Source organism: Leifsonia sp. C5G2 (assembly GCF_013359685.1).
Classification (GTDB): Bacteria; Actinomycetota; Actinomycetes; order Actinomycetales; family Microbacteriaceae; genus Leifsonia.
In genome coordinates this window covers 208,987-230,259 of sequence record NZ_JABFMV010000002.1, presented here as the reverse complement: position 1 = coordinate 230,259, position 21,273 = coordinate 208,987, and the positions used below count along the sequence as shown (strand labels likewise).

The following is a 21,273-nucleotide window of genomic DNA, read 5'->3' as shown; positions in this document are numbered from 1 at the left end:
CCGTTCGTGACGAATCGCGCCCGTTCGTGACGAATCGCGCCCGTTCGTGACGAATCGCGCCCGTTCGTGACGAATGGTCGGGGCTACACTGCATCCCACGGGAGGTGCGGGATGCGCGGAACGCCGGGGGAGCAGGCGGGCGAGGCGCGCGCCCTCGCCGACGAGGTGGGGAGCACCAGCCTCGCGGCGCTGCTCGACGCGGCCGTCGACCGTGCGGAGGAGGCCGAGCTCCTGCTGACCCGGTACGAGGACGGCGCGCCCCTGGTCGCCGTGGACGCACGGCGCAGCCTCCGCCTGCGGGTCGCCTTCGCCGAACTGCAGCGCTGGGTGGACGAGCTCGACCTCGCCGGGCGCGACGCGGAGGTGCGCGACGAGACGTCGCGGCTGCTCGCGTTCTACCTGCACCTGCTGACCCACGCGTTCGAGCGCGGCATCCGGCCAGAGCACGACCGCTTCGCGATCCGCGGCCGCGGCCCGCTCACGGGCGCGCCGGCCGCGCGTCTCGCGACCCTGCGCGAGCGCGTCCGCGCCGCCTGACGCGACCGCGGCCTTCCGTCACGATTGCGCGTGCGCGCGCACCCGCACACGTACCGAACGACCGCAGTCCCTCGCGCTACGCGACTGCGGCCTCCCGTCACGAGTGCGCGTGCGCGCGCACCCGCACATGCGACAAGAGACCGCAGTCACCGGATGAGGGGGCTGCGGTCTCTTGTGAGGGGAGCGTCAGTAGCTCGGCGCGATGAGGTTCTCGGGGACGTCGACGGCGGCATCCTTGTCCACGAAGAACACGGTGCGCTTGCGGCCCTTGGCGCCGGCGACCGGCACCTCGGTGTAGCTCGCACCCGCGAGCGCGAGGCCGAGAGCACTCGCCTTGTCGCTGCCGGCGAGCACCAGCCAGATGCGGTCCGACGAGTTGATCACCGGCCGGGTCAGGCTGAGCCGCTCCGGCGGCGGCTTGGGGGAGTCGCGCTCGGCGATCACCGAGGCCTTGTCCTCCCGGATGCCGGGCCGGTCGGGGAACAGCGACGCGATGTGACCGTCCGGTCCGACGCCGAGGAAGGTGATGTCGAACTTCGGCACCGGCCAGCCCTCGTGCCCGAAGGCTTCCAGCTCGGCGGCATACACGCTCGCGGCCTCGTCGATGTCCGGGATCTCGTCGGACGACGGGAACGGGTGGACGTTCTCCGGCGGCACCGCGATGTGATCGAGCAGCGCCTCGCGCGCCTGGAGCTCGTTCCGGTCGGGGTCGTTCCGCGGCACGAACCGCTCGTCCCCCCACCAGAAGTGCACCTTCGACCAGTCGATGGTGTCGCGGGCGGGGGAGGCGTTGACCGCCTCCAGTACCGCGATGCCCATCGTGCCGCCGGTCAGCGCGATGTTCGCGTGGCCCTGGTCGTCGAGGATGTCGATCGTCTTGGTGAGGAAGCGCGCGGCCACCGAGGCCGTGAGCGCCTCCTTGTCCGGGTGGACGAGCACCCGCCGTTCGTTCGTCATGCCCTGGCGCCTGCTCCTTCGTCAGAGGTCTCCAGCAGTTCGAGACCCTTCGTGATCACCTCGCCGTAGAGGTCGTCCGGGTCCAGCCTACGCAGTTCCTCGGCCAGGCAGTCGCGGAGACTGCGGCGTGGCAGGGACAGGTCGTGCGTGGGCTGGCCGGGCTGCGACAGGCGGGCGACGTTCGGGACCTCGCGCTCCAGCTCGATGACGCCGGAGGCGCGCTCCATCTTCACCCCGTGGATGCCGCCGGAGCCGATCGCGCGCGAGGCGAGGTCGTAGTGCACCGGCACCTGCAGCTGCAGGCGAAGCCACGCGGCGAGGAGGAGCGTCGAGGGCGAGTCGGCCGCGCCGGCGACGTCGACACCGATGATCGGCTCGTACGGCGGCTGGTCGAGCACGGCGGCGAGCTGTGCGCGCCACAGGGTGAGCCGGGTCCAGGCGAAATCGGTGTCGCCGGGGGCGTACGTCTTGCCGAGGTGGGAGAGGAACTCCTGCGGGTTCGGCTGCGCCGACGCGTCGGTGATCCGCCGGGTGGCGATGCGGCCGAGCGGCGAGGTCGACGCCTTCTCGGGCGCCACCCCCGGCCACCAGACCACGACGGGAGCGTCGGGGAGCAGCAGGCCGGTGACCAGGCCCTCCTCGTCGCTCGCGGTCTCGCCGTAGGCGCGCAGCACGATGACCTCGCTCGCGCCGGCGTCGCCGCCGACACGGATCTGCGCGTCGAGGCGGGCGTCGCCCTTGCTGCGCTCGCGGTCCTCCTCGGTGGACACCACGATGACGCGCATCGGGTGCTCGCGGGAGGCGTCGTTGGCGGCCTCGATGGCCTCCTCCTCCTGCCCGAGGTGGGTCGCGATGACCAGCGTGAGCACGCGACCGAGGGCGACGGCGCCGCCCTCCTCGCGGATCTTCACGAGGGCCTTCGAGATGTTGCTGACGGTCGTCGCGGGAAGATCGACGATCATGGACGCCTCCAAACGCGGCCGTCGCGCTCCAGGAGCTCGTCGGCCGACTTCGGGCCCCAGGTTCCGGGGCGGTACTGCTCTGGCTGGCCCTGCGTGGCCCAGAAGTCCTCGATCGGGTCGAGGATCTTCCAGGAGAGCTCGACCTCCTCGTGACGCGGGAACAGCGGCGGGTCGCCGAGCAGCACATCGAGGATGAGCCGCTCGTAGGCCTCCGGGCTCGCCTCGGTGAAGGCGTGGCCGTAGCCGAAGTCCATGCTCACGTCGCGCACCTGCATGCCGGCGCCGGGAACCTTCGAGCCGAAGCGGATGGTCACACCCTCGTCGGGCTGCACGCGGATGACGAGCGCGTTCTGGCCGAGCGCGCTGGTCTGCGACTCCGCGAAGAGCTGCTGCGGAGCGCGCTTGAACACCACCGCGATCTCCGTGACGCGGCGGCCGAGGCGCTTGCCCGCGCGCAGGTAGAACGGGACGCCCGCCCAGCGGCGGGTGCCGATCTCCAGCTTGATGGCCGCGTAGGTCTCCGTGGTGGACTGGGGATTCATCCCGTCCTCCTCGAGGAAGCCGACGACCTTCTCGCCGCCCTGCCACCCGGGGCCGTACTGGCCGCGGGCGGTGGACTTCGCCAGGTCCTTCGGCAGCCGCACGGCGGCGAGCACCTTCTCCTTCTCGGCGCGCAGGTCTGCGGCGTTGAACGAGATGGGCTCCTCCATCGCGGTGAGCGCGAGGAGCTGCAGCAGGTGGTTCTGGATAACGTCGCGCGCCGCGCCGATGCCGTCGTAGTACCCGGCACGGCCGCCCACGCCGATGTCCTCCGCCATGGTGATCTGCACGTGGTCGACGTAGTTGGCGTTCCAGATCGGCTCGTACAGCTCGTTCGCGAAGCGCAGCGCCAGGATGTTCTGGACCGTCTCCTTGCCGAGGTAGTGGTCGATGCGGAACACCGAGTCCGGCGGGAACACGGTCTCGACGACCGCGTTGAGCTCCCGGGCCGACTGCAGGTCGTGACCGAACGGCTTCTCGATGACGACACGCCGCCAGCCCTCGCCGGACTGGTCGGCGAGCCCGGAGCGCTTGAGCTGCTCCGTCACGATCGGGAACGCCTTCGGCGGGATGGACAGGTAGAACGCGTGGTTGCCCATCGTCCCGCGCTCCGCATCCAGCTGCTCGACGGTCTCCTTGAGGCGCTGGAACGCCTCGTCGTCGTCGAACTCGCCGGGCACGAAGCGGATGCCCTGTGCCAGCTGCTTCCACACGTCGTCGTCGAACGGCGTGCGCGCGTACTGCTTGACCGCCTCGTACACGACCTTCTCGAAGTCCTGGTCCTCCCAGTCGCGCCGGGCGAAGCCGACGAGGGAGAACCCGGGCGGCAGCAGGCCGCGGTTCGCGAGGTCGTACACCGCGGGCATCAGCTTCTTGCGCGACAGGTCGCCCGTCACTCCGAAGATGATGAGGCTGCTGGGCCCCGCGATGCGATTGAGGCGGCGGTCGGAGGGCAACCGCAGCGGGTTGAACTCCGGGGTGATCTCCACCGGTGACAAGTGTCGGTCTCCTTTATCGGGACTTCAGTTGACGGCCTCGAACAGCGAGACGACGTCGGCCTCGGGGTTCGTGAGCGTGAGGGTCAGCACCGGACGGCCGTGCTCGCCGAGGACGCTGGCGTCGCCGGCGGCCTGGGCCTGGATGAGCTGCCCGAACGTGAACGGGCGGCCGGGGATCTCGAGGTCCTCGGGTGCCGTCGCGGTGATCTGCAGGAACACGCCGACGGCGGGGCCGCCCTTGTGGAACTGTCCGGTCGAGTGCAGGAAGCGTGGACCCCACCCGAAGGTGACGGGACGGTTCGCCTTCGCCGCCAGCAGGTCGCGGATCCCCGCGAGCTGGGGGAGGGCGATGCGGTCCACGTAGGCCTGCACCGCGACGTAGCCGTCCGGGCCGAGCTGCGCGAGCAGCGCGTCCACCGCGGCGTCGAGCGTCGTGGCGTCGCCCAGGAACGAGCCGGTGGTGCGCACCTCGATGCCGCCCGCGGTGAACGCGGGGGCGACGGGCTCCGGCCGGTTGTCGAGCAGCGAGCGGGCGGCGGCCTTCGCGGCCTCCACGTCCGGCTGGTCGAACGGGTTGATGCCGAGCAGGCGGCCCGCGACAGCGACCGCGTACTCCCAGACGATCAGCTGCGCGCCGAGGCTGCCGGAGACGAGGATCTCGCCCTCGTGGCGGTCCGCGGGGAACAGGTGGTGGGCCTCCGCGTTGGCGACGAGACGCACGACCTGCAGGTCGGCGGGCTTCGACTCGAGCTCGGGGGCGAGCGTGTCGAGCACGACGGGAAGCAGACCCGTGCCCTCCTTGCCGGTGGACTCGGCGATCAGCTGCTCCGCCCAGTCGGCGAAGCCGACGATGTGGGTGCCGTCGGCGACGATGCCCAGCTTGTCCTTCAGCGGGCTGGTGCCCGCGATGGCCGCGCCGAGCACCAGGCCCGGGTTCTCCTCGTTGTCGACGGCGAGCTCGATCTGCGTGGCCTCGGCCTCGTCGAGCAGCTCGGAGATGTCGACGCCGGCGAGACCCGACGGCACCAGGCCGAACGCGGTGAGCGCCGAGTAGCGGCCGCCCACGTTCGGGTCGGCGTTGAACACACGGTAGCCGGCCTCACGCGCCGACTGGTCGAGCGGGGAGCCCGGGTCGGTGACGATGACGATCCGCTCGAGCGGGTCGATCCCGGCGTCCTGGAACCACTTCTCGTAGACGCGCTTCTGGCTGTCGGTCTCGAGCGTCGAGCCGGACTTCGAGGAGATGACCACCGCGGTGGCCTCGAGCCGGTCGCGCAGCGCCGCGAGCACCTGTCCCGGGTCGGTCGAGTCGAGCACGGTGAGCTCGGCCTCGGCCGTCCGGGTGATGACCTCGGGCGCGAGCGACGAGCCGCCCATGCCGCCGAGGACGATGTGGTGCACGCCCTTGGCGCGGAGCTCGTCGCGCAGGGCGACGATCTCCGGCACGAGCGGCCGCGAGATGGCGACGGCCTCGGTCCAGCCGAGACGCTTGCTCGCCTCCGGCTCGGCCGCGGGACCCCAGAGGGCCGGATCCTGGGCGGTGATCCCGGACGCGACCTTGTCGGCGACGAGCTGCGGGACGACGGTCTTGACGGCCTCGGCGGCCGGCCCGGTGACGTGGATGCGGAACGTCACTTGGCAGCTCCCTCGAGCGCGTTCTTCACGGTGTCGACGAGCTCGCCCCAGGAGACGACGAACTTCTCGACGCCCTCGCGCTCGAGCAGCTCGGTGACCTCGTCGTACGAGATGCCGAGGTCGGCGAGCTTGTTGAGCACGTCGTTCGACTCGGCGTAGCTGCCGGTGACGGTGTCGCCGGTGATGCGGGCGTGGTCGAAGGTCGCGTCGAGTGTCTTCTCCGGCATGGTGTTGACGGTGTTCGGGGCGACGAGCTCCTCGACGTACAGCGTGTCGGGCAGGCTCGGGTCCTTGACGCCGGTGGAGGCCCACAGCGGGCGCTGCTCGTTGGCGCCGGCCGCGACGAGCTGCTTGGCGCGCTCGGTGGCGAACTCCTGCTCGTAGACCTCGTAGGCGAGGCGGGCGTTGGCGATGCCGGCCTTGCTCTTGAGGGCGAGGGCCTCGTCGGTGCCGATGGCGCTCAGGCGCTTGTCCACCTCGGTGTCGACGCGCGACACGAAGAAGGAGGCGACCGAGTGGATGCCGGACAGGTCGATGCCCGCCTCCTTGGCCTTCTCGAGGCCGGTGAGGTACGCGTCGATGACCTGGCGGTAGCGCTCGAGGCTGAAGATCAGGGTCACGTTGACGCTGATGCCGGCGGCGATGGTCTCGGTGATGGCCTCGAGACCCTCGACCGTCGCCGGGATCTTGATCATCACGTTCTGCTTCTGGATCTTGTCCGAGAGCTTCTTGGCGGCGAAGATCGTCGCCTGCGTGTCGTGGGCGAGGCCGGGGGCGACCTCGATGGACACGCGGCCGTCGACGCCGTTGGAGCGCTCGTAGACCTCGTGGAAGATGTCGCTCGCGTTGGCGACGTCGTCGGTCGTGATCTCGAAGATCGCGTCGTCGACGGAGATGCCGGTGGCGGCGAGCTCGCGGACCTGCTCGTCGTACGCCTCGCCCTTGGAGAGCGCGGCGGCGAAGATCGTCGGGTTCGTGGTCACGCCGACCACGTTCTTCTCGGCGATCAGCTTCTGCAGGCCGCCGGAGTTGATGCGCTCACGGGACAGGTCGTCCAGCCAGATGCTGACGCCCGCTGCCGACAGGGCGGCGGTGGGGGTCTCGGTGGTGGAGGTGGTGTCGGTCATTGTCTTCTATCTCCTCAGTGCCCGCGCTCAGAGCGACGCGAGCGATTCCTTCGCGGCGGACACGGCGTGCTCGGTGGTCATGCCGAACTCGCGGAAAAGGGTCTTGTAGTCGGCCGAGGCACCGAAGTGCTCGATCGACACGCTGCGGCCGTGGTCGCCGACGATCTTGTCCCAGGCGAGCGCGAGGCCGGCCTCGATCGAGACGCGGGCCTTGACGGCCGCCGGGAGCACCTTCTCGCGGTACTCGGCGGGCTGCTCGTCGAACCACTCCAGGCTCGGGGCCGACACGACACGGGCGTTGATGCCCTCGCCCTTCAGCACCTCGCGAGCCTCGAGCGCGATCTGGACCTCGGAGCCGGTCGCGATGAAGATCACGTCCGGCGTGCCGCCCGGCGCCTCGGCCAGGATGTACGCGCCCTTCGCGACGTTCTTCGCCGACGCGAGGGTGTCGCCCTCGGCGTCGCCCTCTCCTCGCTCGAACACGGGGATGTTCTGGCGGGTCAGCGCGATGCCGGCCGGTCCCTGGCGGCGCTCGAGCATGGTCTTCCACGCCCACGCGACCTCGTTCGCGTCGCCCGGGCGGACGACCGTGAAGTTCGGGATGGCGCGCAGGGTCGACAGCTGCTCGATCGGCTGGTGCGTCGGGCCGTCCTCGCCGAGGGCGACCGAGTCGTGCGTCCAGACGAAGATCGACGGGATGTCCATCAGGGCCGACAGGCGCAGCGACGGCCGCTGGTAGTCGCTGAAGATCAGGAACGTGCCGCCGAAGGGCCGGGTCGGGCCGTGCAGCACGATGCCGTTGATGATCGCGGCCATCGCGTGCTCGCGGATGCCGAAGTGCAGCACGCGGCCGTACGGGTTGCCGGTCCACTCGTGGGTCGAGCGCTCGCTCGGCACGAACGACGGCGCGCCCTCGATGGTGGTGTTGTTGGACTCGGCCAGGTCGGCCGAGCCGCCCCACAGCTCCGGCATTGCCGGTGCGATGGCGTTGATGACCTTGCCGGAGGCGGCGCGGGTCGAGACGTCTTTGCCGGGCTCGAAGACCGGGATCACGCTCTCCAGGTCCGGCGCCTCGCCGCGGAGCAGGCGGTCGAGCAGCTGCTTGCGCTCGGGGTTCGCCTCGGCCCAGGTGTCGAAGCCCTTCTGCCACTCGGCGCGCTGTTCGGCGCCGCGCTCGACCGCCTTGCGGGCGTGCTCGATGACCTCGTCGGCGACCTCGAAGGTCTGCTCCGGGTCGAAGCCGAGCACCTCCTTGACCGCGCGCAGCTCGTCGGCGCCCAGGGCGGAGCCGTGGATCTTGCCGGTGTTCTGCTTCTTCGGCGACGGCCAGCCGATGATCGTCTTCAGGATGATGAGCGACGGCTTGTCGGTGACGGCCTTCGCGTTCTCGATCGCCTGGAAGAGCTCCTCGACGTCCTCCTTGTAGACGCCGGTCTTCTTCCAGTCGACGACCTGCACATCCCAGTGGTACGCCTCGTACCGCTTCTGCACGTCCTCCGTGAAGGCGATGTCGGTGTCGTCCTCGATCGAGATCTGGTTGCTGTCGTAGATCGCGATCAGGTTGCCGAGCTCCTGGTGGCCGGCGAGCGACGACGCCTCGGAGCTGACGCCCTCCTCCAGGTCGCCGTCGGAGGCGATCACGTAGACGTGGTGGTCGAACGGGCTGGTGCCGGGGGCGGCGTCCGGATCGAACAGGCCGCGCTCGTACCGCTCCGCATAAGCGAAACCGACGGCGGAGGAGATGCCCTGGCCCAGGGGGCCGGTGGTGATCTCCACGCCGTCGGTGTGTCCGTACTCGGGGTGGCCGGGGGTGAGGGAGCCCCAGGTGCGGAGCGCCTTCAGGTCGTCGAGCTCGAGACCGTAGCCGCCGAGGTAGAGCTGGATGTACTGCGTCAGCGACGAGTGACCGGCGGAGAGGATGAAGCGGTCGCGGCCGAGCCAGTGCTGGTCGTGCGGGTCGCGGCGCATCACCTTCTGGAAGAGCAGGTAGGCGGCGGGGGCGAGGCTCATGGCGGTGCCGGGATGCCCGTTGCCCACCTTCTCCACCGCGTCGGCCGCGAGGATGCGAGCCGTGTCTACCGCCTTGTTGTCAATGGGATCCCACTGCAGTGCTGCCACGTTGAAAACTGACCCTTCGTAGAGATGGTGAGGGTCGTCGTGGAACCCGCACCGGTTGAGGTAGTGCGCGCCGTGGACGTCATCGGCGCCGGAGTCTCATCCGTCACGGTCCTACAAAAGAGGCGGGCGGTACAGGGGTTCCGGCTGGCGAGCATCTCCAAGTATAGGTAACACGCACGAAACGTGGGGTGTTCCCCCAGCCGGTTATGCCACAGGCGGACACACGGCGACCGCCCTGCGCCACCTCTACGTGACGTAGACTTGGCCGGGGCCCTTCCGCCCATCCGCCGACACCACACGAGGAGCAATGGACGTCGCTGTAGAGAGCCGTGTCGAATCCGACCGCATCGGCGTTGCCCGCAAGGTGAAGGCGTATTTCGCCCTCACGAAGCCCCGGGTCGTCGAACTGCTCCTGGTCACGACGGTTCCGACGATGATCCTCGCGGCCGGCGGCATCCCGAACCTGTGGCTGGTCGTCGCGACCGTGATCGGCGGCTATATGAGCGCCGGATCGGCCGGCGCGTTCAACTGCTACATCGACCGCGACATCGACCGCGTGATGCGGCGCACGAAGAACCGCCCGCTGGTGACGGGGGAGCTCTCCGACCGCGAGGCGCTCGTGTTCGCCTGGGCCCTCGGCATCGCGTCGGTGCTCGTGCTGGGCTTCTTCACCAACTGGCTCGCGGCGGGCCTCTCGGTCGCGGCCATCCTGCTCTACGTCGTCTTCTACACGCTCATCCTCAAGCGCCGCACCCCGCAGAACATCGTCTGGGGCGGCGTCGCGGGCTGCATGCCGGTGCTGATCGGCTGGGCGGCCGTGACCGGCTCGCTCGACTGGGCGCCGTTCATCCTGTTCGGCATCATCTTCCTCTGGACGCCGCCGCACTACTGGCCGCTCTCGATGAAGTACCGCGCCGACTACCAGGAGGCGGGCGTCCCGATGCTCGCCGTCGTCCGCGGCCGCGCGGTGGTCGGCCTCCAGGTCATCCTCTACGCCTGGGCGATGGTGGCGTGCTCGCTGCTGCTCATCCCGGTCGCGCACATGGGGCTGCTGTACACGGCCGTGTCGCTGGTGGCGGGCGGCTGGTTCATCTACGAGTCGCACCGGCTGTACAACCTGGCGATCCGGCACGAGACGGTGTCGCCCATGCGCGTCTTCCACGGCTCGATCGCCTACCTGACGCTGATCTTCCTCGCCGTGGCGATCGACCCGCTGCTCCCGTTCCTCCACTTCGCGTAACCGCGCGCGTCCCGGCCTGCGCGACGGCTGCTTGCGTCGGAGATTCGGTCGACATCTGTCCGGATCTCCTGCAGAGGGCGGCTCAGCAGGAGATCCGAGCGCGTTCGATCCGACGGAAGTCGGCGAGCGACATGTGAGCGGCGCTCGACTTTTCCTGCCGCGGGGTGCGTTCCGCGTCTAGCATGTGCGCATGACAGCACAGTTGCTGACGGCTCGCCTGGTGACCGAGCGCCTCGTGCTCGACGCCCCGGGCGAGACGGACGTCCTGGACGTGCTGGAGGCCTGCCTCGACGCAGAGACGCAGGCGTGGGTGCCGCTGCCGCAGCCGTACACCCGCGAGAGCGCGGAGTTCTTCGTCCGCTCGTACTGCCCGCACGGGCTGGCGAGCCACCGGTACACGGTGTGGGCGATCCACCCGCGCAACGGCGGTCGCCTGATCGGCGCGCTGGAGGTGCGCAGCGACGACCGGCCCGGCAGCGCCTCCCTCGGCTGCTGGTCGGCGCCCTGGGCGCGCGGGCAGGGCTACCTGCGCGAGGCGCTCCGTGCGGTCGCAGCCTTCGCGCTCGACCCGGAGCGCGGCGGCTTCGAGCAGCTCAACTGGGAGTACGTGCCCGAGAACGCGGCGAGCAGACGGCTCGCAGAGGCGGTCGGGTTCGACTTCGCCGGGAGCATTCGGACCATCGTGGAGCTGCACGGCCGGATGCGCGAGGCGCGCGTCGGGACGCTACGCCGCGACGACGTCCTGCGCTGAGTCCTGGGGGTCGCGCGGCGCGGTCACGGGTGAGTACAGGGAGAGCACGACCGCCGTCATGACGGCGGTGAGCAGTGCGGCGAGGGTCATGTGGACGCCGACGAGGACGCCGGGCAGGCCGGTGTTCGCCTGGATGAGCCCCACGACGATCTGCAGGAGTTCGACGGCGAGCAGGTACTGGGTGAAGCGACGGACGCCCGGGCCGGCGACACGGAAGGCTGCGACGACGAGCACCAGCGTGAGGGCGAAGGTCACATACGCGGGGATCGCGTGAACGTGCTGGAGGACCTCCGGGTTCAGCCCGTTGCGCGGGGTCTTCTGGTCGCCTGCGTGCGGTCCCGCTCCCGTCGTCAGGATGCCGACGAGGACGGTGATCAGGACGACCGCAGCGGTGACGTACGCGAGAGCCGCATACCAGCCGGGCACGGCGCGGTAGCGCGGCCCCGGGGTCGCATACACGCGCACCAGATACGACGTCGTGAGAGCGACCAGGACGATCGAGATGATGAGGTGGATGCCGACGACCCACCAGGTGAGCTGGGTGCGCACGCTGAGACCGCCGATGATCGCCTGCAGCGGCACGCCGAGACCGGCGATGAGGGTGAGCAGGAAGAGGTCGCGCCTGGTGCGATACAGCTTCACCACCTGGAGGAAAGCGATGATCGCCAGGAGCGCGAGGACGCCGCCGAGGGCCCTGTTGCCGAACTCGATCACACCATGGATGCCCATCTCCGGCGTGTTGACGAAGGAGTCCGCCGTGCAGGTCGGCCAGGTGGGGCAGCCCAGGCCGCTGCCCGTGAGACGAACGGCCCCTCCCGTGGCGACGAGCATCACCTGGGCGGCGAGGTAGATCCACGCGACGACGCGGGTCCGTCCGTCCACGCGGTCGGGCAGCCAGGCGATCATGCGCTTCATGGTGATGTCGGACTCCTGGGTCGGATGCGGATACTCGGGCAATGTGCAGGCGCGCCTCTACTAATACCGCGCCGCACCTGTAGAATTGGTGGGTTCGAGGAACGCGCCTCGGTGCGCGTGCGCGCAGACGGTTTCCTCCGTCCGCGCCGGGGCATCGAGGCCTGCCTCCACGGACAGTTTAGGTACGCGAAGTACTGATCGCACAGCTGTGCAAATACGCATCAAAGGCCACCCGCGCAATCAGGACGCTCGCACGACCGGCGTGAGCCGCGCGTCGCGAGGGGAATGAGCCGGACTGATATCCGGTTACGAGTGGAGGAAACGAGGTAGATATGTCAGACATCCTGATCGATCGGCCTGAGCTCGCCTCTCTGGGGCAGTACGAGTTCGGCTGGGCGGATTCCGACGCAGCGGGTGCCTCCGCACGTCGCGGGCTCTCTCCCGAGGTGGTGAAAGACATCTCCGGGCTCAAGAAGGAGCCCGAGTGGATGCTGCAGCGACGCCTGAAAGCCCTCCAGCTGTTCGAGCGCAAGCCGATGCCGACCTGGGGTGCCGACCTGTCGGACATCGACTTCGACAACATCAAGTACTTCGTCCGCTCCACGGAGAAGCAGGCGCAGAGCTGGGAAGACCTGCCGGAGGACATCCGGAACACGTACGAGAAGCTGGGCATCCCGGAGGCCGAGCGTCAGCGCCTCGTCGCCGGTGTCGCGGCGCAGTACGAGTCCGAGGTCGTCTACCACCAGATCCGCGAAGACCTCGAGGAGCAGGGCGTCATCTTCCTCGACACCGACACGGCGCTGCGCGAGCACCCGGAGATCTTCGAGGAGTACTTCGGCACGGTGATCCCGGCCGGCGACAACAAGTTCGCGGCGCTCAACACCGCCGTCTGGTCGGGCGGCTCGTTCGTCTACGTCCCGAAGGGCGTGCACGTCGAGATCCCGCTGCAGGCCTACTTCCGCATCAACACCGAGAACATGGGCCAGTTCGAGCGGACGCTGATCATCGCCGACGAGGGCTCGTACGTTCACTACATCGAGGGCTGCACGGCGCCGATCTACAAGTCCGACTCGCTGCACTCCGCGGTCGTCGAGATCATCGTGAAGAAGAACGCCCGTGTGCGCTACACGACCATCCAGAACTGGTCGAACAACGTCTACAACCTGGTCACCAAGCGGGCCACCGCGGCCGAGGGCGCGACCATGGAGTGGATCGACGGCAACATCGGCTCCAAGGTCACGATGAAGTACCCGTCGATCTACCTGATGGGGGAGCACGCCAAGGGCGAGACCCTGTCCGTCGCCTTCGCCGGCCCCGGCCAGCACCAGGACGCCGGCGCCAAGATGATCCACATGGCGCCGTACACGCAGTCGTCGATCGTCTCCAAGTCGATCGCGCGCGGCGGCGGCCGGGCAGGCTACCGCGGCGAGGTGCGGGTGGACGCGAGCGCGCACCACTCCGCCAACACGGTGCGCTGCGACGCGCTGCTGGTCGACACGATCTCCCGGTCGGACACCTACCCGGCGATCGACATCCGGGTCGACGACGTGCAGCTCGGCCACGAGGCGACGGTGTCGCGCGTGAGCGAGGAGCAGCTGTTCTACCTGATGTCGCGCGGGCTCCCGGAGGACGAGGCCATGGCCATGATCGTCCGCGGCTTCATCGAGCCGATCGCCCGCGAGCTCCCCATGGAGTACGCCCTGGAACTCAACAAGCTCATCGAGATGGGCATGGAAGGCTCTGTCGGATGACGCAGATCGAGACGACGACGACCCCGCAGGCCGCGCCGGCCCCGACGCACATGCGCGCTCCCGTCCCGGTGCAGACCCGCTCGGAGCGGTTCACCTCGACCGAGGTCTCCGACTTCCCGGCGGTCACCGGTCGCGAGCCGATGTGGAAGTACACCCCGGTCGCGCGCATCCAGGAGCTGACCACAGGAGAGCTCGACGGCTCACCGTACGTCTATGACGTCACGGCGGCGAAGGGCGTCTCGACGCTGTGGGTGGGCCGCGAGGACTCCCGCATCGGCCGCGCCGGGCAGCCGGAGGACCGCGCGTCCGCCAACGCCTGGACGGCGTTCGAGCAAGCGCTGCTGGTGAGCATCTCCGCCGATCTCAGCGGTGACCGCCGCGAGGTCACGCTGACCCGTTCGGCCCTGGGCTCCGCTCCGCGCGCCGCGCACACGGTGGTCGAGGTGGCCGAGGGCGCGACCGCGACCCTCATCCTCCAGAACACCGGCGCCGCGCACCTGACCGAGAACGTCGAGTTCCTGCTCGGGAAGGACGCCGACCTCACCGTCGTCTCCCTCCAGGAGTGGGACGACGACGCGCTGCACGTGGCCGCCCACTTCGCCGAGCTGGCGGAGGGCGCCCGGATCAAGCACGTCGCCATCACCCTCGGCGGCGGCGTCGTGCGGCTGAACCCCTCCGCGCACCTCGCCGGCGCCCGGTCGGACGCCGAGCTGCTCGGCGCCTACTTCGCCGACGCGACGCAGCACCTCGAGCAGCAGGTGTACGTCTACCACGACGGTCCGGAGACCCGCAGCCGCGTCACCTACAAGGGTGCGCTGCAGGGCGAGGGCGCACGCACGGTGTGGATCGGCGACGTCCTTATCGGGCCGAAGGCCGTCGGCACCGACACCTACGAGCAGAACCGCAACCTCGTGCTGACCGACGGCGCGCGCGCCGACTCCGTGCCGAACCTCGAGATCGAGACCGGCGACATCGTCGGAGCCGGCCACGCCAGCGCGACCGGTCGCTTCGACGACGAGCAGCTGTTCTACCTGCAGTCCCGCGGTATCCCGGAGGAGGAGGCGCGCCGCCTCGTCGTCCGTGGCTTCCTCGCCGAGATCGTGCAGCAGATCGGTTCGCCCGCGCTGCAGGAGCGCCTGCAGGCCAAGATCGAGGCGGAGCTCGAAACGACGTCGGTCACCGCGTCCGCCCCGTCCGCCGGGGCGGAGCACTGATGGCGGCCGAGCGCGTCGCCGCCGTCGCGGAGCTGGTCGAGAACCAGGCCACCCGCGTCGTGGTGAACGGCGTGCCGATCGCCCTCGTCAAGGACTCGGCCGGCGACATCCACGCCATCGGCGACACCTGCACGCACGGCGAGATCTCGCTGTCCGAGGGCTTCGTCGAGGACGAGACCCTGGAGTGCTGGGCGCACGGCTCGCAGTTCTCGCTCGTCACCGGCAAGCCCCTCAACCTCCCGGCCTACGAGCCGGTCCCCGTCTTCGCCGTCGAGATCATCGACGGAGACGTCTACATCGACTCAAGCGTCACGAAAGAGATCAACTGACCATGTCCACGCTGGAAATCCGCGACCTCCACGTCACCGTCGAGACGGACCAGGGCACCAAGCCCATCCTGAACGGCGTCGACCTGACCATCAACGAGGGTGAGATCCACGCGATCATGGGCCCGAACGGCTCGGGCAAGTCCACCCTCGCCTACACGATCGCCGGTCACCCCAAGTACACCGTCACCAGCGGCACGATCACGCTCGACGGCGAGGACGTCCTCGCGATGACCGTCGACGAGCGCGCCCGCGCCGGCCTGTTCCTCGCCATGCAGTACCCGGTCGAGATCCCCGGCGTCACCAACACCAACTTCCTGCGCACCGCCAAGACCGCGATCGAGGGCCAGGCGCCGTCCATCCGCACCTGGGTGAAGGACGTGCGGGAGTCGATGAACGCGCTGCGGATGGACTCGTCCTTCGCCGAGCGCAACGTCAACGAGGGCTTCTCGGGCGGCGAGAAGAAGCGCAACGAGATCCTCCAGCTGGAGCTGCTCAAGCCGAAGTTCGCCGTGCTCGACGAGACCGACTCGGGCCTCGACGTCGACGCGCTGAAGATCGTGTCGGAGGGCGTCAACCGCGCCAAGGCCAACACCGGGCTCGGCATCCTGCTGATCACCCACTACACGCGCATCCTCCGCTACATCAAGCCGGACTTCGTGCACGTCTTCGTGGCCGGCAAGGTGGCGGAGCAGGGCGGCCCCGAGCTCGCCGAGCGGCTGGAGGAGGAGGGCTACGACCGCTACGTCGACGCCCCCGAGCCCGCCGCGGTCGACGAGGCCGAGCTGGCCGGCGCCTGAGGCTCGAGAGGTAGAATCCGGGTATGCCCGCCACTTTGAGCCCCGCGCTCTTCGACCAGGTCGAGGAGGCGCTGAAGAACGTCATGGATCCCGAGCTCGGGATCAACGTCGTCGACCTCGGGCTGATCTACGACCTGGCCTGGGATGACGAGAACAACGCCCTCATCATCTCGATGACGCTCACGAGCGCCGGCTGCCCGCTGACCGACGTGCTGGAGGAGCAGACCGCCGAGTCGCTCGACGGCATCGTCGAGGCGTTCCGCATCAACTGGGTGTGGATGCCGCCGTGGGGCCCGGAGCGGATCACCGACGACGGGCGCGACATGATGCGCGCCCTCGGCTTCGCCATCTAGCTGTACCCAATCCATCAGTTCCGGACTTCTTCGACCGCGCTGCGGCGTGTCGGGTCGAAGAAGTCCGGAACTGTTTGCTGAGAACCGAAAGTAGGAACGACTGTGCTTGCCGTGCAGGGGCTTGAACTGCGCATGGGTGCGCGCCTCCTGATGGAGGACGTGAGCTTCCGTGTCGCCGACGGCGACAAGATCGGACTCGTCGGGCGCAACGGCGCCGGAAAGACGACGCTCACGAAGGTGCTCGCGGGCGACCTCCTGCCGACGGCGGGCAAAGTCGACCGGTCCGGCGACCTCGGCTACCTGCCGCAGGACCCGCGGTCGGGAAACCTCGACGACCTGGCGCGCACGCGCATCCTGGACGCCCGCGGGCTCGGCTCCATCGTGCTCGGGATGCAGAAGGCGACGGTCGACATGGCCAGCTCCGACACCGCGGTGTCGGAGGCGGCGATGAAGACGTACGGGCGGCTGGAGGAGCGCTTCCACCTGCTCGGCGGGTACGCGGCCGAGGCGGAGGCGGCGTCCATCGCGTCCAACCTCAACCTGCCCGACCGCATCCTGGAGCAGCCGCTCAAGACCCTCTCGGGTGGTCAGCGGCGCCGCATCGAGCTGGCGCGCATCCTGTTCTCCGATGCCCGCACGATGATCCTCGACGAGCCGACCAACCACCTGGACGCCGACTCGATCCTGTGGCTGCGCGAGTTCCTGAAGAATTACACCGGCGGCTTCATCGTCATCTCGCACGATGTGGACCTCGTCGGCGAGACGGTCAACCGCGTCTTCTACCTGGATGCGAACCGCCAGGTGATCGACATCTACAACATGGGCTGGAAGAACTACCAGCGCCAGCGTGCCGCCGACGAGGAGCGCCGCAAGAAGGAGCGCGCCAACGCCGAGAAGAAGGCCGGAGCGTTGCAGTTGCAGGCGGCGAAGTTCGGCGCGAAGGCGACGAAGGCCGCGGCCGCGCACCAGATGGTGGCGCGCGCCGAGAAGCTGCTCGCCGGGCTCGAGGACGTGCGCCAGGTCGACCGCGTGGCGAAGCTGCGCTTCCCGACCCCGGCGCCCTGCGGCCGGACGCCGCTGCAGGCGAGCGACCTGTCCAAGAGCTACGGGTCGCTGGAGATCTTCACCGCGGTGGACCTCGCGATCGACCGAGGATCGAAGGTCGTCGTGCTCGGCCTGAATGGTGCGGGCAAGACGACCCTGCTCCGGATGCTGGCCGGCGTGGACGCGCCGGACACCGGGCAGGTGGAGCCGGGACACGGCTTGCGCATCGGGTACTACGCGCAGGAGCACGAGACGATCGACGTCGAGCGCAGCGTCCTGCAGAACATGGTGTCGTCGTCGCCGAACCTCACCGAGACCGAGGCGCGCAAAGTGCTGGGCTCGTTCCTGTTCACCGGCGACGACGCGCACAAGCCCGCCGGGGTGCTGTCGGGCGGCGAGAAGACGCGGCTCGCGCTGGCGATGATCGTCGTCTCGGGCGCGAACGTGCTGCTGCTCGACGAGCCGACGAACAACCTCGACCCGGCGAGCCGCGAGGAGATCCTGGATGCGCTCGCCCACTACGAGGGCGCCGTCGTGCTGGTGAGCCACGACGAGGGCGCCGTCGAGGCGCTGAACCCGGAACGCGTCCTCATCATGCCCGACGGCACCGAGGACCACTGGAACCGCGACTACCTCGACCTCATCTCCCTCGCCTGACCCCACCATCGAGTCCGCACAGACTGCACGTTTTCCGCTCGAAAGCGTCGATTCTTCGCGGACTCGATGGGGGTGGGGTCAGCGCCAGAGAGCGGCGACGACGGGCGCGAGGGCGACGCCGCGGGCGTGGCCGGCGCGTGCGGCGGCGGGGCGGAGGGATGCATCCATCGCGTTGGCGCCGTGAAGGGCCTCCGACTCGGGGCCGATCACCTCGACGCGGCTGCCGGCGGCGCGCAGGGCGTCCACCTGCGCTGCCAGGTGCGTGCCCCATGAGGCCGGTGCGAGCGAGCGGCCGTTGAACGGCGACAGCACCAGCACGCGGTCGTAGCCGGCGGCGAGGTCGGCGTTCTCCGCGTTCACGCGGTACCCGCCGTCGAGGTAGCGCTCGTCGCCGATCCGGAGCGGCTGCGCGCTCGACGTGCTCGCGGCCACCGCCTCCGCGAGCCCGACCCCGCTGTCCCGGTCGAACACGACCGGCTCGGCGGTGCGGGCGTCCACGGCGGTGATCAGGATGCGGCGCTCCGGCCACTCCTGCACCGGCAGCCGCGCGGCGACGATCGACCGCCAGCGCTCCGACCAGGCGCCGTCGGAGGCGGCGTCGAGCTCGAGGGCCGCGGCGCTCATCCGTCGCCGCATGTCGTCCATGCCGGTGGAGGCGTCGATCACGGCCTGCACGCGCTGCACGCCGGTGGGGCGGCCGTCGGTCGCGGGAGGCGCGGGCGGCCGCGCCGGGACGGGCGTGAGCGCCTGCGCGTACAGTTCGGCCGGTGCCGCGCCGGCCACCTGTGCCGCCGCAGTCGCGCCGGCGGATGTGCCGACGAGGAGGTCGGCGCCGGTGACGTCGACACCGGCCTCGAACAGCCCGGCGATGACGCCGATCAGCCAGGCGTTGCCGGTGGAACCGCCGCCGCCGAGGACGAGCGCGCGGTCGTGAGAAGAGAAGGAAGTGTTCATGGGAGTCGCCTTTCGCGAAATGCTGGGCGGCGCTCCCGGCGGCGGCTACCTCAGCCGCGCGATCGTGGACTGCAGGAGCGCCCACTGGATGCTGCGTACATGGGTCTCACCTCCTGCCGTCGGAACACGATCGCCTCGACGATAGCAGAGACTCAGTGCGCGGCGTCCAGCAACTCGTCCTCGACGTCGGCGTCGGAGCGCTTCGCCCGGCGGCGGCGCTCCCGCTCGGCGGCGCGCGCCTTCTCGGCCGGATCCTCGGAGTTGCGCTTGCGGTACTCGGTGATCAGCGCGTAGCCGAGACCGAAGAAGCCGATCAGCGCGAAGATGATCCACTGGATCATGTACGACCAGTGGAGTCCCTCATCCTGTGTCGGGGGAGAGGTCACGGTCGGGGTGGGCGCCGTCGCGGGCGCCGGGTCCTCGCTGTCGAGCAGGCCGTAGGCGCCGGTGTAGACGTCGGCGCCGCCGAGCTTCTGCTTCACGACGGACAGCTGGATGGTGCCCACCTGGTCGCCCGCCGCCGTGCGTCCGGCGATGGCCGGCTCGCTCGCCTTCAGCCGCGCCACCACGGTGACGGTGCCGGCGGGTGCGGCGGGCACGTGGTCGGGCGAGTCCGTGTGGTTGCCGGTCGGCACCCAGCCGCGGTCGACGATGAACAGCGAGCCGTCCGCCGTGCGCAACGGGGTCAGCACCTCGAAGCCCGGGCTGCCGTTGAAGGGCCGGTTGCGCACCAGCAGCTGCTTGTCCCGCTCGTAGGTGCCGGTGACCGTGACGCGCGTCCACTCCTGCTTCGCGGAGTAGGAGCCGAGCGAGGGCAGCTCCTGCGTCAGCGGCCGCGGAGCCGAGTCGTAGTTGGCCGTGACCAGCGCGTTCGCGGCCGCGGCCTCCTTGCTGCGGGCGAGCTGCCAGTTGGAGAGGAAGCCGCACGCGATGGCGAACGCGATCGCGAACGCCAGGTAGCCGAACCAGCGGCGCGAGAAGGCGAACCGCCAGCCGCCCCCGGAGGTGCCGCTCACGCCGTCGACCTCTCGGCGTCCGAGCCGGCGTCGTCGTCGGCGTCGGCGACCGGGACGACCCGGAGCGGGAACTCGCGGGCCGCCAGGAACTCGCGGAGGAAGTCGACGTGGTCCGCGCACGCCAGCCAGACCTTCACGCGGTCCTCGGCATGGATGCGCGGGTTGCGCCACTCGATGCGCCACGACGCGGTCTCGCGGCAGCCGGCGCGCGAGCACGTCAGCGGCTCAGGCGCGTCCATCCCGATCACTGCGCGTCCTCCCGGCCGTCCTCGCGCCTCCTCTGCTGCGGAGGCGTCACTGGAACGATAGCGCCCGGACGCTGAACATCCACCCGGCCCTGCTCCACCGAGACGTTCGCGATGACCACGGCGATGTAGGGCAGGAAGATCGCGCCGATCAGCGGGACGGCAGCCCACCAGCCCGGGACGATCACGGCGACGATCAGGCAGACCACACGGATGCTCATGGCGACCGAATACTTGATCATCCGGTGCCGTCGCTCCTCATCGGGAGAGAGGGGGAGAGTCGTGATCGACGGAGCTGAGGGCTTCTTCATGTGCGTTGCCTCCAGCGTACGTCCATAAACTTGTCTTCGGCCCTTCCGGGGTCGAATCCGCAGCAAGCAGTCCTGAAGGGAAGCGCATGACCACGCCACGCACCGTCCTCGTCACCGGGGGCAACCGGGGGATCGGCTACGCCATCGCCGAGGAGTTCATCGCGCAGGGGCACCGCGTCGCGGTCACCGCGCGGTCCGGCGAGGGGCCGGAGGGCGCGCTCACCGTGCGGGCGGACGTGACCGACAGCGCCTCCGTCGACGCCGCGTTCACCGAGGTGGAGGAGAAGCTCGGCCCGGTGGAGGTCGTGGTCGCGAACGCGGGCATCACCAAGGACACGCTGCTCATGCGCATGACCGACGAGGAGTTCGACTCGGTCGTCGAGACGAACCTCGGCGGTGCGTTCCGGGTCGTCAAGCGCGCGAACAAGGGCATGCTGAAGGCGCGTTTCGGGCGCATCGTGCTCATCTCGAGCGTGGTCGGGCTGTTCGGCGGCGCCGGCCAGGTCAACTACGCCTCGTCGAAGGCCGCGCTGGTCGGCATGGCCCGGTCGATCACGCGCGAGCTCGGCGCGCGCGGCATCACCGCCAACGTCGTCGCGCCCGGCTTCATCGAGACCGACATGACGGCCGAGCTGCCCGAGGCGCAGCAGGCCGAGTACAAGAAGAGCATCCCGGCGGGCCGGTTCGCGGCTCCGTCCGAGGTCGCCAAGGCCGTCGCGTGGCTCGCCTCCGACGACGCCGCCTACATCTCGGGCGCCGTCATCCCCGTCGACGGCGGCCTCGGCATGGGCCACTGACACAGCCCCTGCCCCCAACCAAGAG

General features: G+C 69.7%; 21 protein-coding genes. 10 read left to right on the top strand and 11 right to left on the bottom strand.

Translation table 11 applies throughout. The features are described 5' to 3' along the window. The first annotated feature begins 111 nt into the window (after positions 1-111). Positions 112-537, top strand: a complete 426-nt coding sequence (locus tag HNO83_RS03915) for a hypothetical protein (protein ID WP_175336203.1) — start codon at positions 112-114, stop codon at positions 535-537. Positions 538-723: 186 nt separating this feature from the next. Here the strand turns inward: HNO83_RS03915 and pgl are convergent, their stop codons facing one another. Genes pgl through tkt form a run of 6 tightly spaced genes read right to left on the bottom strand, consistent with a single transcriptional unit; the run spans position 724 to position 8,874 of the window. Then, the gene (gene pgl, locus HNO83_RS03910) at positions 724-1,494 is read right to left on the bottom strand and encodes a 6-phosphogluconolactonase (RefSeq protein ID WP_175336202.1); all 771 of its coding nucleotides are present in this window, start codon (positions 1,492-1,494) and stop codon (positions 724-726) included. Then, entirely contained in the window at positions 1,491-2,456 is a 966-nt protein-coding gene (locus HNO83_RS03905; RefSeq protein WP_175336201.1) for a glucose-6-phosphate dehydrogenase assembly protein OpcA, read from the bottom strand. The genes pgl and HNO83_RS03905 overlap by 4 nt, the downstream gene beginning before the upstream one ends. Next, positions 2,453-3,994 carry a glucose-6-phosphate dehydrogenase gene (zwf, locus tag HNO83_RS03900; protein ID WP_175336200.1) on the bottom strand — a complete coding sequence of 514 codons (1,542 nt, stop codon included), beginning with the start codon at positions 3,992-3,994 and terminating at the stop codon, positions 2,453-2,455. The genes HNO83_RS03905 and zwf overlap by 4 nt, the downstream gene beginning before the upstream one ends. 24 nt (positions 3,995-4,018) lie before the next feature. Continuing rightward, positions 4,019-5,629 carry a phosphoglucose isomerase-related protein gene (locus tag HNO83_RS03895; protein WP_175336199.1) on the bottom strand — a complete coding sequence of 537 codons (1,611 nt, stop codon included), beginning with the start codon at positions 5,627-5,629 and terminating at the stop codon, positions 4,019-4,021. Then, a complete protein-coding gene (tal, locus tag HNO83_RS03890) occupies positions 5,626-6,756 on the bottom strand; it encodes a transaldolase (protein ID WP_175336198.1) in 1,131 nt (376 codons plus the stop codon). The genes HNO83_RS03895 and tal overlap by 4 nt, the downstream gene beginning before the upstream one ends. Positions 6,757-6,783: 27 nt before the next feature. After that, positions 6,784-8,874 carry a transketolase gene (gene tkt, locus HNO83_RS03885; protein ID WP_175336197.1) on the bottom strand — a complete coding sequence of 697 codons (2,091 nt, stop codon included), beginning with the start codon at positions 8,872-8,874 and terminating at the stop codon, positions 6,784-6,786. A 307-nt stretch (positions 8,875-9,181) separates the two neighbouring features. Here tkt and HNO83_RS03880 point away from each other — a divergent pair, with 307 nt between their 5' ends. Both HNO83_RS03880 and HNO83_RS03875 read left to right on the top strand, forming a co-directional pair. Then, a complete protein-coding gene (locus HNO83_RS03880; RefSeq protein ID WP_175336196.1) occupies positions 9,182-10,114 on the top strand; it encodes a heme o synthase in 933 nt (310 codons plus the stop codon). A 190-nt stretch (positions 10,115-10,304) separates the two neighbouring features. Further along, positions 10,305-10,865, top strand: coding sequence for a GNAT family N-acetyltransferase (locus HNO83_RS03875; RefSeq protein ID WP_175336195.1), 561 nt, complete (start codon positions 10,305-10,307; stop codon positions 10,863-10,865). Here HNO83_RS03875 and HNO83_RS03870 read toward each other — a convergent pair. Continuing rightward, positions 10,839-11,822 (bottom strand): COX15/CtaA family protein, encoded by a 984-nt coding sequence (locus HNO83_RS03870; protein WP_249776479.1) that lies wholly within the window; start codon positions 11,820-11,822, stop codon positions 10,839-10,841. The two genes, HNO83_RS03875 and HNO83_RS03870, sit on opposite strands and share 27 nt — an antisense overlap. A gap of 290 nt (positions 11,823-12,112) precedes the next feature. Here HNO83_RS03870 and sufB point away from each other — a divergent pair, with 290 nt between their 5' ends. From sufB to abc-f, 6 genes are all read left to right on the top strand, one after another. Beyond that, on the top strand, positions 12,113-13,531 hold the full coding sequence (gene sufB, locus HNO83_RS03865) for a Fe-S cluster assembly protein SufB (RefSeq protein ID WP_175336194.1): 1,419 nt from the start codon (positions 12,113-12,115) through the stop codon (positions 13,529-13,531). Then, the gene (gene sufD / locus HNO83_RS03860; protein WP_175336193.1) at positions 13,528-14,745 is read left to right on the top strand and encodes a Fe-S cluster assembly protein SufD; all 1,218 of its coding nucleotides are present in this window, start codon (positions 13,528-13,530) and stop codon (positions 14,743-14,745) included. Before sufB ends, sufD begins: the two co-directional genes overlap by 4 nt. Beyond that, positions 14,745-15,074, top strand: a complete 330-nt coding sequence (locus tag HNO83_RS03855; RefSeq protein WP_175336192.1) for a non-heme iron oxygenase ferredoxin subunit — start codon at positions 14,745-14,747, stop codon at positions 15,072-15,074. Before sufD ends, HNO83_RS03855 begins: the two co-directional genes overlap by 1 nt. A 2-nt stretch (positions 15,075-15,076) precedes the next feature. Next, positions 15,077-15,871, top strand: coding sequence for a Fe-S cluster assembly ATPase SufC (gene sufC, locus HNO83_RS03850; protein ID WP_175336191.1), 795 nt, complete (start codon positions 15,077-15,079; stop codon positions 15,869-15,871). A gap of 23 nt (positions 15,872-15,894) precedes the next feature. Then, positions 15,895-16,224, top strand: a complete 330-nt coding sequence (locus HNO83_RS03845) for a metal-sulfur cluster assembly factor (RefSeq protein ID WP_055893974.1) — start codon at positions 15,895-15,897, stop codon at positions 16,222-16,224. 102 nt (positions 16,225-16,326) lie between these two features. After that, on the top strand, positions 16,327-17,925 hold the full coding sequence (gene abc-f, locus HNO83_RS03840) for a ribosomal protection-like ABC-F family protein (protein WP_349627067.1): 1,599 nt from the start codon (positions 16,327-16,329) through the stop codon (positions 17,923-17,925). Between the two features lie 78 nt (positions 17,926-18,003). On the opposite strand, the gene HNO83_RS03835 is transcribed toward abc-f, so the two are convergent. The 4 genes from HNO83_RS03835 to HNO83_RS03820 all read right to left on the bottom strand — a co-directional run bounded on the left by HNO83_RS03835 (position 18,004) and on the right by HNO83_RS03820 (position 20,451). After that, positions 18,004-18,879, bottom strand: coding sequence for a patatin-like phospholipase family protein (locus tag HNO83_RS03835; protein WP_175336190.1), 876 nt, complete (start codon positions 18,877-18,879; stop codon positions 18,004-18,006). A gap of 152 nt (positions 18,880-19,031) precedes the next feature. After that, the gene (locus HNO83_RS03830) at positions 19,032-19,895 is read right to left on the bottom strand and encodes an SURF1 family cytochrome oxidase biogenesis protein (protein ID WP_175336189.1); all 864 of its coding nucleotides are present in this window, start codon (positions 19,893-19,895) and stop codon (positions 19,032-19,034) included. Further along, a complete protein-coding gene (locus HNO83_RS03825; RefSeq protein ID WP_175336188.1) occupies positions 19,892-20,134 on the bottom strand; it encodes a hypothetical protein in 243 nt (80 codons plus the stop codon). The genes HNO83_RS03830 and HNO83_RS03825 overlap by 4 nt, the downstream gene beginning before the upstream one ends. 5 nt (positions 20,135-20,139) lie before the next feature. Beyond that, a complete protein-coding gene (locus HNO83_RS03820; RefSeq protein WP_175336187.1) occupies positions 20,140-20,451 on the bottom strand; it encodes a DUF3099 domain-containing protein in 312 nt (103 codons plus the stop codon). A gap of 86 nt (positions 20,452-20,537) precedes the next feature. Between HNO83_RS03820 and fabG the strand changes: the two genes are divergently transcribed. After that, the gene (gene fabG / locus HNO83_RS03815) at positions 20,538-21,248 is read left to right on the top strand and encodes a 3-oxoacyl-ACP reductase FabG (protein WP_175336186.1); all 711 of its coding nucleotides are present in this window, start codon (positions 20,538-20,540) and stop codon (positions 21,246-21,248) included. Positions 21,249-21,273 lie beyond the last annotated feature (25 nt).

What these genes read in the sequence shown, in the direction of transcription:
- HNO83_RS03915 (WP_175336203.1), top strand. Translation starts at nt 112, where the DNA reads ATGCGCGGAACGCCGGGGGAGCAGGCGGGCGAGGCGCGCGCCCTCGCC.
- pgl (WP_175336202.1), bottom strand. Translation starts at nt 1,494, where the DNA reads ATGACGAACGAACGGCGGGTGCTCGTCCACCCGGACAAGGAGGCGCTC.
- HNO83_RS03905 (WP_175336201.1), bottom strand. Translation starts at nt 2,456, where the DNA reads ATGATCGTCGATCTTCCCGCGACGACCGTCAGCAACATCTCGAAGGCC.
- tal (WP_175336198.1), bottom strand. Translation starts at nt 6,756, where the DNA reads ATGACCGACACCACCTCCACCACCGAGACCCCCACCGCCGCCCTGTCG.
- HNO83_RS03880 (WP_175336196.1), top strand. Translation starts at nt 9,182, where the DNA reads ATGGACGTCGCTGTAGAGAGCCGTGTCGAATCCGACCGCATCGGCGTT.
- HNO83_RS03875 (WP_175336195.1), top strand. Translation starts at nt 10,305, where the DNA reads ATGACAGCACAGTTGCTGACGGCTCGCCTGGTGACCGAGCGCCTCGTG.
- sufB (WP_175336194.1), top strand. Translation starts at nt 12,113, where the DNA reads ATGTCAGACATCCTGATCGATCGGCCTGAGCTCGCCTCTCTGGGGCAG.
- sufD (WP_175336193.1), top strand. Translation starts at nt 13,528, where the DNA reads ATGACGCAGATCGAGACGACGACGACCCCGCAGGCCGCGCCGGCCCCG.
- HNO83_RS03855 (WP_175336192.1), top strand. Translation starts at nt 14,745, where the DNA reads ATGGCGGCCGAGCGCGTCGCCGCCGTCGCGGAGCTGGTCGAGAACCAG.
- sufC (WP_175336191.1), top strand. Translation starts at nt 15,077, where the DNA reads ATGTCCACGCTGGAAATCCGCGACCTCCACGTCACCGTCGAGACGGAC.
- HNO83_RS03845 (WP_055893974.1), top strand. Translation starts at nt 15,895, where the DNA reads ATGCCCGCCACTTTGAGCCCCGCGCTCTTCGACCAGGTCGAGGAGGCG.
- HNO83_RS03835 (WP_175336190.1), bottom strand. Translation starts at nt 18,879, where the DNA reads ATGAACACTTCCTTCTCTTCTCACGACCGCGCGCTCGTCCTCGGCGGC.
- HNO83_RS03825 (WP_175336188.1), bottom strand. Translation starts at nt 20,134, where the DNA reads ATGGACGCGCCTGAGCCGCTGACGTGCTCGCGCGCCGGCTGCCGCGAG.
- HNO83_RS03820 (WP_175336187.1), bottom strand. Translation starts at nt 20,451, where the DNA reads ATGAAGAAGCCCTCAGCTCCGTCGATCACGACTCTCCCCCTCTCTCCC.
- fabG (WP_175336186.1), top strand. Translation starts at nt 20,538, where the DNA reads ATGACCACGCCACGCACCGTCCTCGTCACCGGGGGCAACCGGGGGATC.